This window comes from Pseudomonas sp. PKS (assembly GCF_051913525.1).
GTDB classification, from domain to species: domain Bacteria; phylum Pseudomonadota; class Gammaproteobacteria; order Pseudomonadales; family Pseudomonadaceae; genus Aquipseudomonas; species Aquipseudomonas guariconensis_D.
Genome location: NZ_JBEGDO010000020.1, coordinates 14,021 through 26,757, shown reverse-complemented (window position 1 = coordinate 26,757; position 12,737 = coordinate 14,021). Strand labels below are relative to the sequence as shown.

General features: G+C 64.5%; 13 protein-coding genes. 9 read left to right on the top strand and 4 right to left on the bottom strand.

Translation table 11 applies throughout. The annotated features are described in order from the left end of the window. Window positions 1–64 precede the first annotated feature (64 nt). A complete protein-coding gene (locus ABOA88_RS18440; protein WP_196170000.1) occupies window positions 65–1,444 on the bottom strand; it encodes a sensor histidine kinase in 1,380 nt (459 codons plus the stop codon). Then, window positions 1,437–2,108, bottom strand: coding sequence for a response regulator (locus ABOA88_RS18435; RefSeq protein ID WP_196169999.1), 672 nt, complete (start codon window positions 2,106–2,108; stop codon window positions 1,437–1,439). The genes ABOA88_RS18440 and ABOA88_RS18435 overlap by 8 nt, the downstream gene beginning before the upstream one ends. 201 nt (window positions 2,109–2,309) lie before the next feature. Here ABOA88_RS18435 and ABOA88_RS18430 point away from each other — a divergent pair, with 201 nt between their 5' ends. From ABOA88_RS18430 to ABOA88_RS18410, 5 genes are all read left to right on the top strand, one after another. Next, window positions 2,310–3,599: an OprD family porin gene (locus ABOA88_RS18430; protein ID WP_196169998.1), complete on the top strand. Its 1,290-nt coding sequence runs from the start codon at window positions 2,310–2,312 to the stop codon at window positions 3,597–3,599. A 31-nt stretch (window positions 3,600–3,630) separates the two neighbouring features. Then, a complete protein-coding gene (locus ABOA88_RS18425) occupies window positions 3,631–4,611 on the top strand; it encodes a Bug family tripartite tricarboxylate transporter substrate binding protein (protein WP_196169997.1) in 981 nt (326 codons plus the stop codon). Between the two features lie 144 nt (window positions 4,612–4,755). After that, on the top strand, window positions 4,756–5,214 hold the full coding sequence (locus ABOA88_RS18420; RefSeq protein ID WP_196169996.1) for a tripartite tricarboxylate transporter TctB family protein: 459 nt from the start codon (window positions 4,756–4,758) through the stop codon (window positions 5,212–5,214). Window positions 5,215–5,217: 3 nt separating this feature from the next. Beyond that, window positions 5,218–6,732 carry a tripartite tricarboxylate transporter permease gene (locus ABOA88_RS18415; RefSeq protein WP_196169995.1) on the top strand — a complete coding sequence of 505 codons (1,515 nt, stop codon included), beginning with the start codon at window positions 5,218–5,220 and terminating at the stop codon, window positions 6,730–6,732. Beyond that, window positions 6,725–7,753: an AbrB family transcriptional regulator gene (locus ABOA88_RS18410; RefSeq protein ID WP_367851950.1), complete on the top strand. Its 1,029-nt coding sequence runs from the start codon at window positions 6,725–6,727 to the stop codon at window positions 7,751–7,753. The genes ABOA88_RS18415 and ABOA88_RS18410 overlap by 8 nt, the downstream gene beginning before the upstream one ends. 93 nt (window positions 7,754–7,846) lie before the next feature. Here ABOA88_RS18410 and ung read toward each other — a convergent pair whose 3' ends face one another. Beyond that, window positions 7,847–8,539: a uracil-DNA glycosylase gene (ung, locus tag ABOA88_RS18405; protein WP_274093071.1), complete on the bottom strand. Its 693-nt coding sequence runs from the start codon at window positions 8,537–8,539 to the stop codon at window positions 7,847–7,849. 125 nt (window positions 8,540–8,664) lie between these two features. Here ung and ABOA88_RS18400 point away from each other — a divergent pair, with 125 nt between their 5' ends. Next, on the top strand, window positions 8,665–9,771 hold the full coding sequence (locus ABOA88_RS18400) for an enoyl-CoA hydratase/isomerase family protein (RefSeq protein ID WP_196169992.1): 1,107 nt from the start codon (window positions 8,665–8,667) through the stop codon (window positions 9,769–9,771). 39 nt (window positions 9,772–9,810) lie between these two features. Here the strand turns inward: ABOA88_RS18400 and ABOA88_RS18395 are convergent, their stop codons facing one another. After that, a complete protein-coding gene (locus ABOA88_RS18395; RefSeq protein ID WP_334281175.1) occupies window positions 9,811–10,269 on the bottom strand; it encodes a hypothetical protein in 459 nt (152 codons plus the stop codon). Window positions 10,270–10,470: 201 nt separating this feature from the next. On the opposite strand from ABOA88_RS18395, the gene ABOA88_RS18390 reads away from it, so the two are divergent. The 3 genes from ABOA88_RS18390 to ABOA88_RS18380 all read left to right on the top strand — a co-directional run bounded on the left by ABOA88_RS18390 (window position 10,471) and on the right by ABOA88_RS18380 (window position 12,663). After that, window positions 10,471–10,692 (top strand): cysteine-rich CWC family protein, encoded by a 222-nt coding sequence (locus ABOA88_RS18390; RefSeq protein WP_196169990.1) that lies wholly within the window; start codon window positions 10,471–10,473, stop codon window positions 10,690–10,692. 26 nt (window positions 10,693–10,718) lie between these two features. Beyond that, entirely contained in the window at window positions 10,719–11,411 is a 693-nt protein-coding gene (locus ABOA88_RS18385; protein WP_196169989.1) for a pseudouridine synthase, read from the top strand. 367 nt (window positions 11,412–11,778) lie between these two features. Next, window positions 11,779–12,663, top strand: coding sequence for an alpha/beta fold hydrolase (locus tag ABOA88_RS18380; RefSeq protein ID WP_070574855.1), 885 nt, complete (start codon window positions 11,779–11,781; stop codon window positions 12,661–12,663). Window positions 12,664–12,737 lie beyond the last annotated feature (74 nt).

The window sequence follows — 12,737 nt, the reverse complement described above, 5'->3', positions numbered from 1 at the left end:
ACACAGGACAGGTGTTCCCACAGCCCCCTCTAGAACAGCGATGTGCCAGCCCTGAGAGGCGCACTCAATCGGCGATAAAACTCACCCGCACGCGCAACCCACCCTTCTCGCCATCATGCAGACTGATCTGCGCCAGGTGCGCGCGGCAGATTTCGCCGACGATCGCCAGCCCCAGGCCTGTGCCCTGGGCGCTGCGTCGATAGAAGCGCTCGAACACGCGCTCGCGCTCAGACTCGGGAATACCCGGCCCGTCATCCTCCACTTCGAGCATGGCCGGGGCCATCACGCGCAGGATCACGTTGCCGCCCTTGGGCGTATGGGCCAGGGCATTGTCCACCAGGTTGCTGAGCAGCTCGTTGAGCAGGGTCGGCTCGCCTTTGAGCCATACCGGCGCCTCGGCCTCCAGCGCCAGGGCCACGCCCCGGGCATGGGCCAGGGGCGCCATGGCCATGCCGAGCTCACGCGTCAGTTGGCACAGGTCCAAGCGCTGGGCCCCCCCTTCGGCAATCGCCCGGGCTCCATTTTCCACCCGCGCCAGGGACAACAACTGGTTGGCCAGGTGAGTCAGACGGTCGGTCCCTTGAGTAGCGGCTTCGAGGGTTTGTCGCCACTGCTCCGGCTCCTGGGAGCGCAAGCCCAGCTCGAGCCGCGCCTTGAGCGCGGCCAACGGCGTGCGCAACTCATGGGCGGCGTCGGCGATGAACTGCGCCTGGCGCTCGAACTGTCCGCGCAGCCGCTCGGTGAAGTGGTTCAAGGCGCGCACCAAGGGCCCGAGTTCTCGCTGTACCTGAACCACCGGCAGGGAACGCAAGTCATCAGGCTGGCGCTCTTCGACCGCCGTGCGCAGCCGCTCCAGCGGTCGCAGGGCTGCGCTCACGGCGAACCAGACCATCATGAGCGCCCCCAGCGCCAGCATGCCCAGGCGCAGCAAGGTATCGGTCATCAGACCCCGGGCCATGCGCACCCGCGCCTCCTCGGTCTCGGCCACGCGGATTTCGGCCATGCCGTTCATGTTCGGTTCGCTGACCGGCTTGAGCAAGCTGACCACGCGCACATCCTGGCCCTGGTAGGTGGCGTTGTAGAAACGCGCCAAGGCCGGATAGTCGTCGGTGCGCGGGGTGCCCGGCGGCGGAGGCGGGAGGTTCTCGTAGCCGGAAATCAGCCGCTGATGAATATCCAGCACTTGGTAGTAGATACGCCCGGCGCTGTCGTAGGCAAAGGTATCCAGGGCCACGTAGGGCACATCCGCGCTCAGGGTCCCGTCGCGCTGCGACAGGCCCGCAGCGATGGTCCGTGCCGAGGCCAACAGCGTGCGATCGTAGGCGGTGTCGGCGGCCTCGCGGCCGTTCCAGTAGGCGCTCAGGCCGCTGGCGAGCATCAGCACCACCAACAGCAGCGCCAAATTGCCCAGCAAACGCCCACGCAGGCTGCCGTTGTCACGCATCGCGGTGCTCGAGCAAATAACCCAGGCCGCGGAACGTGACGATAGCCACTGGATGGCCATCGAGCTTCTTGCGTAGCCGATGGATGTAGATCTCGATGGCATCGGGGCTGGCCTCTTCGTCCAGGCCAAATACCTGGGCCGCCAGTTGCTCCTTGCTCATCACTCGGCCCGGGCGGGCGATCAGGGCTTCGAGCACGCTTTGCTCGCGCTGGGTCAGAGTCAGGGCGTCGTCACCCAGGGTGAAGCGGCGGGTGTCCAGATCATAGACCAGCGGCCCGCACCGCTGCTGGCGCTCGCCGCCGAGCACGCTGCGGCGCAGCAGTGCCTTGACCCGCGCTTCCAGCTCGGTCAGCTCGAAGGGTTTGGCCAGGTAGTCATCGGCGCCCAGGTTCAGGCCATGGACCCGATCCTTGACGTCGCTGCGCGCGGTGAGCATCAGCACCGGCAGCGTCTTGCCACGGCCACGCAGGCGCGCCAGCACTTCGAAGCCGTCCATGCGCGGCAGGCCGACATCGAGCACTGCCACCGCATAGTCCTCGCTGGCCAGGGCCAGGTCGGCGGCCACGCCATCGTGCAGCACATCCACGGTCAGACCTTGGCTTTTGAGGGCCAGGGCCACGCTTTCGGCCAGTTGCAGGTGGTCTTCGACCAGCAACACTCGCATCGGATTCTCCCTGCTCGGGTGGGGCTTTGGCGCGGAGTGTACCGCCGTCGGGGGGCCTGTGAAGCCCTCGCGGCAAACCTTTCACTCTGAAAGGTTAGCGAAAGGTTCATTACCTAGCATCGCACCACGGTCGCCCCGCGCGCCGAAAAAAAGCACCAGCAAGGTGCGCCCGATAAGAACAATAAACGGAGTCTCCCGACGATGCTGTCCACGCAGCCGCAGGCGTTCGCGCCTACCCGTTCCCTGTCCGCACGCCCGTCCGCCATCGCCAGCGCCCTTGCGCTAGCCGGTGTCGCCCCGCTGAGCCAGGCCGCCTTCTTCGAAGACAGCACGGCCACCTTCGAAACCCGCAACATGTACTTCAACCGTGACTTTCGCGATGGCACCAGCGACCAGCAGTCCAAGCGCGACGAATGGGCCCAGGGCTTCATGCTCAACTTCGAGTCCGGCTACACCGACGGCACCGTAGGGTTCGGCCTGGACGCGCTGGGCATGCTCGGCATCAAGCTCGACTCCAGCCCAGACCGCACCGACACCGGCCTGCTGCCGACCCATGATGACGGCAAGGCCGCCGACGAATACTCCAAGCTCGGCCTGACCGGCAAGATCAAGGTCTCCAACACAGAGCTCAAGGTCGGTACCCTGATCCCGGAACTGCCGACCCTGCAGCCCAACGACGGGCGTATCCTGCCGCAGACCTTCGAGGGCGGCCTGCTCACCTCCAAGGAGCTCAAGGGCCTGACGTTCACCGGCGGGCGCCTGGAAAAAGCCAAGGACCGCAACGACACCAACTGGGAAGACCTCGCCCTCAACAACAAGAACGGCCGTTTCGGCGGCACCTTCAGCGCCGACAACTTCGACCTGGCCGGGCTGGATTACCAGTTCACCGACCGCATCACCGGCAGCTACCACTTCGCCGAACTCGACGACATCTACCGTCAGCATTTCATCGGCATGGTCGCCACCCAGCCGTGGGGCCCGGGCACCTTCGGTGCCGACCTGCGCCTGGCAGTGAGTGACGATGCGGGCCAGGCCAAGGCCGGCAACATCGACAACACCACCGTCAACGGCATGCTCAGCTATGCCTTGGGCGGCCACAAGGTCAGCGCTGCCTACCAGCACCTGTCCGGCGACAGCGCCTTCCCCTATGTCGATGGCGCCGACCCGTACCTGGTCAACTTCGTCCAGATCAACGACTTCGCCGGCGCCGACGAGCGCTCCTGGCAAGCACGCTACGACTACAACTTCGCTGCCCTGGGCATCCCCGGTCTGACCTTCATGACCCGCTACATCAGCGGTGACAACGTCAGCCGTGCCGACGGTGGCGAGGGCAAGGAGTGGGAACGCAACACCGAGTTCAAGTACGTGGTACAAAGCGGCCCGTTGAAGGACGTCGCCGTTCGCCTGCGCAACGCCACCTTCCGCTCCAACTTCGCCCGCGACGCCGACGAAGTCAGGCTGCTGGTGAGCTACAGCGTGGCTCTGTGGTAACCCATAACAACAACGCTCACGGAGATAGACGATGACCTTTTCACTGCGCCGCCTCGTCCTGGCTACCGGTTGCCTGCTGCTGGCTGGCAACGCCCTGGCCGCTGAACCGAAACGCCCCGAATGCATCGCCCCCGCCTCGCCCGGTGGCGGCTTCGACCTGACCTGCAAACTGGTGCAAAGCGCCCTGGTCAACGAGAAGATCCTCTCCAAGCCCATGCGCGTGACCTACATGCCCGGCGGCGTCGGCGCGGTGGCCTACAACGCCGTGGTCGCCCAGCGCCCGGCCGATGCCGGTACCTTGGTGGCCTGGTCCAGCGGCTCCCTGCTCAACTTGGCCCAGGGCAAGTTCGGGCGCTTCGACGAGAACGCCGTGAAATGGCTGGCAGCCGTCGGCACCAGCTATGGCGCCATTGCCGTGAAGAGCGATTCGCCCTACAAGACCCTCGATGATCTGGTCGCAGCGCTGAAGAAAGACCCGAGCAAAGTGGTCATCGGCTCCGGCGGCACCGTCGGTAGCCAGGACTGGATGCAGACCGCCCTGATCGCCAAGGCTGCCGGCATCAACCCGCGCGACCTTCGCTACGTGGCCCTGGAAGGCGGCGGTGAAATCGCCACGGCCCTGCTCGGCGGGCATATCCAGGTCGGCTCCACCGACATCTCGGACTCCATGCCGCACATCCAGAGCGGCAACATGCGCATCCTCGCGGTGTTCTCCGAAAACCGCCTGGACGAGCCGGAAATGAAAGACATCCCCACCGCCAAGGAACAAGGCTACGACATCGTCTGGCCGGTGGTACGTGGCTTCTACCTGGGGCCAAAGGTCAGCGACGAGGACTACGCCTGGTGGAAAGCCTCGTTCGACAAGCTGCTGGCCTCCGAGGACTTCGCCAAGCTGCGTGACCAGCGCGAGCTGTTCCCGTTCGCCATGACCGGGCAGGAGCTGGACACCTACGTGAAGAAGCAGGTCGCCGACTACAAGGCCCTGGCCCGGGAATTCGGCCTGATTCAGTAACAAGAACGCTGCACGTCCTTGTGGGAGCGGGTTCACCCGCGAATGCGTCAGATCAGACGTCGCTGCTGTGACGACTGGCGCTTTCGCGGGTAAACCCGCTCCCACAGGGTGCGCGTCGTCCCGAACATTACCGAGGATTCCTTCATGATCCTGCAACGCATTTTCGCCCTGGCACTGCTGGCGGTGTGCGCGGTCCTGGCTGTGATGGCCTGGCCGTATCAGGCCGCGTTTTCCTACGAACCTGTAGGCCCACGCGCCTACCCCCTGCTGATGCTCGGCCTGATGGGCGTGGCACTGCTCTATCTGGCCTTTCGCCCAACACCCATCGTGCACAAGGACGACGAGCCACCGCTGGACCGCGAAACCCTGGTCAAGATCGGCGCCTGCATCGGCCTGCTGATCGTGTTCGCCAGCACGTTCGAGTCGCTCGGCTTCATCCTCAGCGCCGTGCTCGTCGGCGTGCCTATGGCACGCCTGTATGGCGGGCGTTGGCTGCACAGCCTGGTCGTGGTGGGCGCCATGAGCCTGCTGCTCTACTGGCTGTTCGACCGCGTGATGGATGTACCTCTGCCCCTCGGCCTGCTGGATGTACTGGAGAACTGACACATGGATACCTTGAGCTACCTGGGCCAGGGCTTCGGCGTCGCCCTGAGCCCGTACAACCTGGTCACCGCCCTGACTGGCACCCTCATCGGCACCGTGGTCGGCCTGCTGCCGGGCCTTGGGCCGATCAACGGCGTGGCACTGCTGATCCCCATCGCCTTCGCCCTGGGCCTGCCGCCTGAGTCGGCGCTGATCCTGCTGGCCGCGGTCTACCTGGGCTGCGAGTATGGCGGGCGGATCAGCTCGATCCTGCTGAACATTCCCGGCGAAGCCTCCACTGTGATGACCACCCTCGACGGCTACCCCATGGCCCGCCAGGGCCTGGCCGGCGTAGCCTTGTCGCTGTCGGCGTGGAGCTCGTTCATCGGCGCGTTCATCGCCACCTGCGGCATGGTGCTGTTCGCCCCGCTGCTGGCGAAATGGGCGATCGCCTTCGGGCCCGCGGAGTACTTCGTGCTGATGGTGTTCGCCATCGTCGCCTTGGGCGGCATGGCCGGCGACAAACCGCTGAAGACCTTCATCGCCGCGCTGATCGGCCTGTTCCTGTCCAGCGTCGGCATCGACGCCAACAGCGGCGTGTACCGCTTTACCGGTGACAGCGTACACCTGGCCGATGGCATCCAATTCGTGGTGCTGGTACTGGGCCTGTTCTCCATCAGCGAGATCTTGCTGCTGCTGGAAAAGACCCACCACGGCCACGAAGCGGTCAAGGCCACCGGGCGCATGCTGTTCAACCTCAAGGAAGCCGCCTCGGTGTTCATCGTCAACCTGCGCTGCGGCCTGCTGGGCTTTGTCATGGGCGTACTGCCCGGCGCCGGCGCGACCCTGGCCAGCGCCGTGGCCTACATGACCGAGAAACGCATCGCCGGCGACAAGGGCAAGTTCGGCAAGGGCGATGCCCGCGGCCTGGCCGCCCCGGAAACCGCCATCGGCGCCTCCTGCTGCGGCGCCCTGGTGCCCATGCTGACCCTGGGCGTGCCGGGCTCAGGCACCACCGCCGTGATGATCGGTGCACTGACCCTGTACAACATCACCCCAGGCCCGCTGCTGTTCGAACAGCAACCTGACATCGTCTGGGGGCTGATCGCCTCGCTGTTCATCGCCAACATCATGCTGGTGATCCTGAACATTCCGATGATCCGCATCTTCACCCGCATCCTCGCCGTGCCGAACTGGGCCCTGGTACCGGTGATCGCCATCATCACCGGGATCGGCGTGTACGCCGTGCATGCGACCACCTTCGATCTGTTCCTGATGGTCGGCATCGGCATCATGGGCTACATCCTGCGCAAGCTGGACTTCCCGCTGTCGCCGATTCTGCTCGGCTTCATCCTGGGCGGGCTGATGGAGCAGAACCTGCGCCGCGCACTGTCGATCTCCAACGGTGAGCTGGGCATCCTCTGGTCGAGCCCGATCAGCATGTCCGTGTGGGTGCTGACCCTCTGCATGCTGACCCTGCCGCTGCTGCGCAGTTGGCGTAAACGCAGCCTGCAGCGTCGGGCGATGGCCGATGCCTGATCGGTCGCCGCCGTTCTGGGCTACCGGGCTGGTCGGTCTTGCTGGCGGGTTTCTCGCCAGCAAGGTCGGCTGGCCTTTGCCGTGGATGGTCGGCTCGCTGCTGGCAATCATCCTGGTGCGCTGCCTGACACCCTGGCAGTTGTCGGAAATTCCCAATGGCCGCAAGTGCGGGCAGTGGATCATTGGCATCGGCATCGGTTTGCACTTCACCCCGGCGGTCATCGAGCAGGTGGCCAGCCACTTTGGTCTGATCTTCTTCGGGGCGCTGTTCACCACCTTGTCCGCGGTGATCAGCGTCTGGCTGCTCAGGCGCACCGGCGAAGACCGCGCCACGGCGTTCTTCGCCAGCATGCCGGGAGGCTCGGGTGAGATGGTCAACCTGGGCGCGCGCAATGGCGCGGTGCTCAGCCAGGTGGCCGCGGCCCAGAGCCTGCGGGTGTTGGCAGTGGTGCTGTGCGTGCCGGCGCTGTTCAAGTTCTTGCTCGGCGATGGTCTGCCGCTGAGCCACGCAGGCAGCGTCAGTTGGGGCTGGCTAGCCCTGATCGCGCCGCTTGGCGTGTTGGCCGCGTTGATCTGGCAGCGCCTGCGCCAGCCCAACCCGTGGTTGTTCGGTCCCTTGTTGATTACCGCCTGCGTGAGCCTGGCGGGCAACCTGCAGATCACCCTGCCGCCCGGCGCCAGCCAGATCGGACAGTGGCTGATCGGCAGTGGCCTGGCCTGCCACTTCAACCGGGCGTTCTTTCGCCGGGCTCCGTCCTTCCTGGGGCGGACCTTGCTGGCGACCTTCCTGTGCATGTTGATCGCCGCCAGCGCGGCCTGGGTGTTGAGTGTGATGACCCAGCTGGACCTGCGCTCACTGACCCTGGGAATGATGCCCGGCGGTATCGCCGAGATGAGCCTGACGGCCGAGACCTTGCAACTGTCGGTACCGCTGGTGACGGCGCTGCAGGTGATGAGGTTGCTGTTCGTGCTGTTTCTGGCCGAGCCGTTGTTCCGGCGCTGGAACACGAACCGACCGTGACGGCGTGCAGTTTTCTTCGCGGGCAAACCCCTTCCCACAAGGCTTATCGCCGCCCCTGTGGGAGGGTTCCCGCGAAGAAGGCAACACGTTTTTTCAGAGCGGCGGCAACGCCCAGTTGATCGGCGCCAGCCCACGCTGCTCGAGGAAGCTGTTGGTTCGGCTGAAATGCCCGCATCCGAAGAAGCCCCGATACGCCGACAACGGCGACGGGTGCACCGACTTGAGCACCAGGTGCCGAGTGCCGTCGATCAGCTTCTGTTTGCTCTGAGCATGCGAGCCCCACAACAGGAACACCACGTTTTCGCACTGCTCGCTGACCACCTGGATGACCCGATCGGTGAATGGCTGCCAGCCGGCGTTGGCGTGGGAGGCCGCGTTACCACGCTGCACGGTCATGGTGGTGTTGAGCAGCAACACACCCTGCTCTGCCCAGCTTTGCAAGTAGCCATGGTTGGGGATGGGCAAGTTGAGGTCGCGGTGCAGCTCTTTGTAGATGTTCACCAACGACGGCGGCGTCGGCACGCCGGGTTGCACCGAGAAGCACAGGCCATGGGCCTGGCCTGGCCCGTGGTAAGGGTCCTGGCCGAGGATCACCACCTTCACCTTGTCCAACGGCGTGGAATTGAGCGCATTGAAGATCAGCGGCCCCGGCGGGTAGATCTCTTTGCCAGCCGCATATTCCTCGCGCAGGAACTCGCGCAGCTTGTGCATGTAGGGTTGGTCGAACTCGGCGCGCAACGCAGCCTTCCAGCCGGGTTCGAGTTTGATGCGATCGTCGTCAGTCATGGGGCCATCCGTAAACAATGGCGCGACACTAGGTAAGCCGTCCGGCCTTGTCAATCGATCCGACCGACGACCGTCATGATCGCCTGTGGGGTCCATACTTGTGCGATGACTACACGAGGTCGCCCATGTCCATTCAATGCGAGGTATTCACCGGCGCCGATGGCGCACGCATCGGTATCGCCACCCTGGATGCGCCCAAGGCGCTCAATGCCCTGAACCTGCCTATGATCGAGGTCCTCGACGAGCGCCTGCGCGCCTGGGCCAGCGACCCGGGCATCGTCTGCGTGCTGCTGCGCGGCAACGGGCCCAAGGCGTTCTGTGCCGGCGGCGATGTGCGGGCGCTGGTCCAGGCCTGCCGCGACCACCCCGGCAGCGTCCCGCCCCTGGCCGCCACGTTCTTCGCCGCGGAGTACCGGCTTGATTATCGCCTGCACACCTATCCCAAGCCCTTGCTGTGCTGGGGGCATGGCCACGTGCTCGGCGGGGGTATGGGCCTGCTGCAGGGCGCGGGCATCCGCATCGTCACCCCCAGCAGCCGGCTGGCCATGCCGGAAATCAGCATCGGGCTGTATCCGGACGTCGGCGCCAGCTGGTTCCTTGCCCGCCTGCCCGGCAAGCTCGGCCTGTTCCTTGGGCTGACTGGCGCGCCGATCAACGCCCGCGATGCCTTGGACCTTGGCCTGGCTGATCGCCTGCTGGGCGAGCATCAGCAAGAAGCCCTGATCGAGGAGCTGCTGCAACTGAACTGGCAGGAGCAGACCGCCCTGCAACTGAACAGCCTGCTCAAGGCCGAACAGCACCGGGCCTGCGCCGACCTGCCCGAAGCCCAGTGGTTACCGCGCCGGGCAGTGATCGATGAACTGCTCGATGTAGCCGACCCTGCTGCCGCCTGGCGGGCGTTATCCGATCTTAGCCGCCATGCCGACCCGCTGCTGGCCGAAGCCGGCCGACGCTTGCACGAGGGCTGTCCGCTGACCGCGCACCTGGTGTGGGAGCAGATCCGCCGGGCCAGGCACCTGTCGCTGGCCCAGGTGTTCCAAATGGAATTCACCATGAGCCTGAACTGCTGCCGTCACCCGGAGTTCAGTGAAGGGGTGCGTGCCCGTTTGCTGGAAAAGGACAACCAGCCGCGCTGGCACTGGCCGGACATCGCCCAAGTGCCAGCGGCGGTGGTCGAGGCGCATTTCGCCAAGGTCTGGGAGGGGCGCCATCCCCTGGCTGATCTGGAGTGAGCGCCGCTCCGACAGGCAGACCGGGCTCAGGCCCGGCGATCAACGTCGCCAGTTACGACCGTCATCCCCCTGCCTGCCGTCATGACGACGATTGTTGTCGCCTCGACCATTGGAATGCCAACGGTCGTTCTGCGGCCGGCGATTGTCGTTGCGATAGTCATGACGGTCCCGGTCCCGCCCATAGTCATAGCGATGACGGTTGCCATAGTCGTTGCGCGGATTGCCATGCCATTGGTTCACCTGATGCCCCGGGTAAGGCCGGTAGTGGGGCGTGGGCGCCGGGCGGTAGTAACGAGGTGCGGGTTGATAGTAGCGAGGCGCGCTCTGGTAGTAGCGCGGCTGGGTGATGTAGTAACGATCCTGACGGTAGTAGCCCGGATAGTAGTCGCGGTCGCGCGAGTAGTAGTCCGAGCGGTAGTAGCCGCCGTCCTCGTAGTAGGGGACGCAGGCGCTGGTAAGGAGTGCCAACAAGGCGATCAGCAGAATTCGTGGGTACATGGCGGCCTCCTGGACCGCGGGAGTGCCCGACACAGCGGCGCTGGCGAGCATCGATGGCAATGCGTTCATCGACACCGAATAAGACAGTTGCGCCCGGGTGCAGTGCCATTTTCGCAATAAATTGAAACAGGTTGCCGACAGCCGGAAACACCCTGACGCCATAACCGGTAGAATGCCTCCACGTAGACGCCTGGACCCGACATGAACGACAAACAGCGCTGCCCCGCCTGTGGCGCCCTGAATCAGTGCAGCCTGGCTGACCCACGCCTCGCCACGCAGCCCTGCTGGTGTTTCACCGTCACCATCGATCCGGCGGTGCTCCAGGCGCTGCCCGACGAATTGCGCAACAAGGCTTGCCTGTGTCCTCGATGCGCCGAGGTCGATGAGCAGCTCAAGGCCGCGCACTCCGCGCCCAACCGCTAGCCCACTTTTTCGAACCGCTCACCGCCATGCGTCTTGATCGTTTTCTCGCCAACCTGCCCTGCTACAACCGCCAGCAGGTCCGCCTGCTGCTGGTGCAACGGCGCGTGCGCGTGGATGGCGTGGTTGCCACCGACCCTCGCCAGGAGGTCCGCGAATTCAGCCGGGTCGAAGTGGACGAGCAGATACTCCAGGCCGGTCGCCCGGCGCGCTACCTCATGTTGCACAAGCCCAGCGGCTGCGTCAGCGCCACCCAGGATCCGCAACACCCTACCGTGCTCGACCTGCTGCCGGCCGAACTGCGTGAAGACCTACACATCGCCGGCCGCCTGGACTACAACACCACCGGGCTGATGATCCTGACCAACGACGGCCAATGGTCGCGTCGTCTGACCCAGCCCAAGACCAAACTGCCGAAGATCTACCACGTCCAGACTGAAGACGAGATCGGCGAGCATTACGTGGCCAAGTTCCGCGAAGGCTTCTACTTCGCCTTCGAAGACCTCACCACCCTCCCCGCGCAACTGGACATTCTCGGACCGCGCCAGGCGCGGCTGGCAATCGTCGAAGGCCGCTATCACCAGGTCAAGCGCATGTTCGGGCACTTCGACAACAAGGTGGTGGGGCTGCACCGGGAGCGGATGGGCTGCATTGGCCTGGATCCTGCTTTGGCACCGGGTGAGTTTCGTGAACTGACGGCCGAAGAAATCGCCTCGGTCTGAACCTCGAAGCGTCACGATAGGTGGGGCCCTGCATAGAGCGGTATAGACAGGTTCACCTCGTTGTTTTTCTCGTGACATCCCCTGAAAGGCACTTGCGGGATCGCCACCCTGCTGCTTGAATCAAACTCGTCGGTCCGCATGTGACTTACCAGTCACGATTGCAGTCCAAGACGCCTTTTGCCGGTCACCCAGGGTCTCGATGCCCCGGGGCACGGCAAACCGCCCACCTAGAACAAATACCGTCGACGACCGTGCCATGGATCGACACAAGGGCTCCCGGTTTCTCTTCCAGGCGTATGCCTACCTGTCATAAACAACGTGCACCCTAGGTCACGCGAATACCCTTTTTGCGCCAGGAGTCGATGACATGAGGCCAGAAATCGCTGTGCTTGATATCCAAGGTCAGTATCGGGTTTACACGGAGTTCTATCGCGCGGAAGCAGCAGAGAAGACGATCATCCTGATCAACGGATCGCTGGCCACCACGGCCTCTTTCGCCCAGACGGTGCGCAGCTTGCACCCGCATTTCAACGTTGTGCTGTACGACCAGCCCTATGCCGGCAAGTCCAAGCCGCACAACCATCAGGAACGGCTGATCACCAAGGAGACCGAGGCGCACATCCTCCTGGAGCTGATCGAGCACTTCCAGGCCGACCATGTGATGTCGTTCTCCTGGGGCGGTGCCTGTGCCCTGCTGGCGCTGGCGCACCAGCCGAGCCGGGTGAAGAAGGCCGTGGTCAGTTCGTTCTCGCCGATCATCAACGAGCCAATGCGCGACTACCTGGCGCGCGGTTGCCAGTACCTGGCCGCCTGCGACCGCTACCAGGTGGGCAACCTGGTCAACGACACCATCGGCAAGTACCTGCCGTCGTTGTTCAAGCGCTTTAACTACCGCCATGTGAGCAGCCTGGACAGCCATGAGTACGCGCAGATGCACTTCCACATCAACCAGGTGCTGGATCACGACCTGGAGCGAGCCCTGAAATCGGCGCGCAACATCGACATCCCGGTGCTGTTCATCAACGGCGACCGTGACGAGTACACCACCGTCGAGGATGCGCGGCATTTCAGCCAGCACGTGGGCCAGAGCCATTTCAGCGTGATCCGCGATGCCGGTCACTTCCTGGATATCGAGCACAAGAGCGCGTGCGAGGACACCCGGGCCGCGATGCTTGGCTTCCTCAACCCGACGCTGCGCCAGCCCCGTCAACGCAGTCACTACGTACAGGGGCAGCATGCACTGGCTATCTGAGTGGTTCGGCGACGTCTAGCCCTTGTAGCGCCCCGGGCTACACGTCGCCGACAGGCCTTTTTGCACGGCCGGGC

Excerpts from the sequence above, each read along its gene's own strand:
- ABOA88_RS18440 (WP_196170000.1), bottom strand. The coding sequence starts at position 1,444 with ATGCGTGACAACGGCAGCCTGCGTGGGCGTTTGCTGGGCAATTTGGCG.
- ABOA88_RS18435 (WP_196169999.1), bottom strand. The coding sequence starts at position 2,108 with ATGCGAGTGTTGCTGGTCGAAGACCACCTGCAACTGGCCGAAAGCGTG.
- ABOA88_RS18430 (WP_196169998.1), top strand. The coding sequence starts at position 2,310 with ATGCTGTCCACGCAGCCGCAGGCGTTCGCGCCTACCCGTTCCCTGTCC.
- ABOA88_RS18425 (WP_196169997.1), top strand. The coding sequence starts at position 3,631 with ATGACCTTTTCACTGCGCCGCCTCGTCCTGGCTACCGGTTGCCTGCTG.
- ABOA88_RS18420 (WP_196169996.1), top strand. The coding sequence starts at position 4,756 with ATGATCCTGCAACGCATTTTCGCCCTGGCACTGCTGGCGGTGTGCGCG.
- ABOA88_RS18415 (WP_196169995.1), top strand. The coding sequence starts at position 5,218 with ATGGATACCTTGAGCTACCTGGGCCAGGGCTTCGGCGTCGCCCTGAGC.
- ABOA88_RS18410 (WP_367851950.1), top strand. The coding sequence starts at position 6,725 with ATGCCTGATCGGTCGCCGCCGTTCTGGGCTACCGGGCTGGTCGGTCTT.
- ung (WP_274093071.1), bottom strand. The coding sequence starts at position 8,539 with ATGACTGACGACGATCGCATCAAACTCGAACCCGGCTGGAAGGCTGCG.
- ABOA88_RS18400 (WP_196169992.1), top strand. The coding sequence starts at position 8,665 with ATGTCCATTCAATGCGAGGTATTCACCGGCGCCGATGGCGCACGCATC.
- ABOA88_RS18395 (WP_334281175.1), bottom strand. The coding sequence starts at position 10,269 with ATGTACCCACGAATTCTGCTGATCGCCTTGTTGGCACTCCTTACCAGC.
- ABOA88_RS18390 (WP_196169990.1), top strand. The coding sequence starts at position 10,471 with ATGAACGACAAACAGCGCTGCCCCGCCTGTGGCGCCCTGAATCAGTGC.
- ABOA88_RS18385 (WP_196169989.1), top strand. The coding sequence starts at position 10,719 with ATGCGTCTTGATCGTTTTCTCGCCAACCTGCCCTGCTACAACCGCCAG.
- ABOA88_RS18380 (WP_070574855.1), top strand. The coding sequence starts at position 11,779 with ATGAGGCCAGAAATCGCTGTGCTTGATATCCAAGGTCAGTATCGGGTT.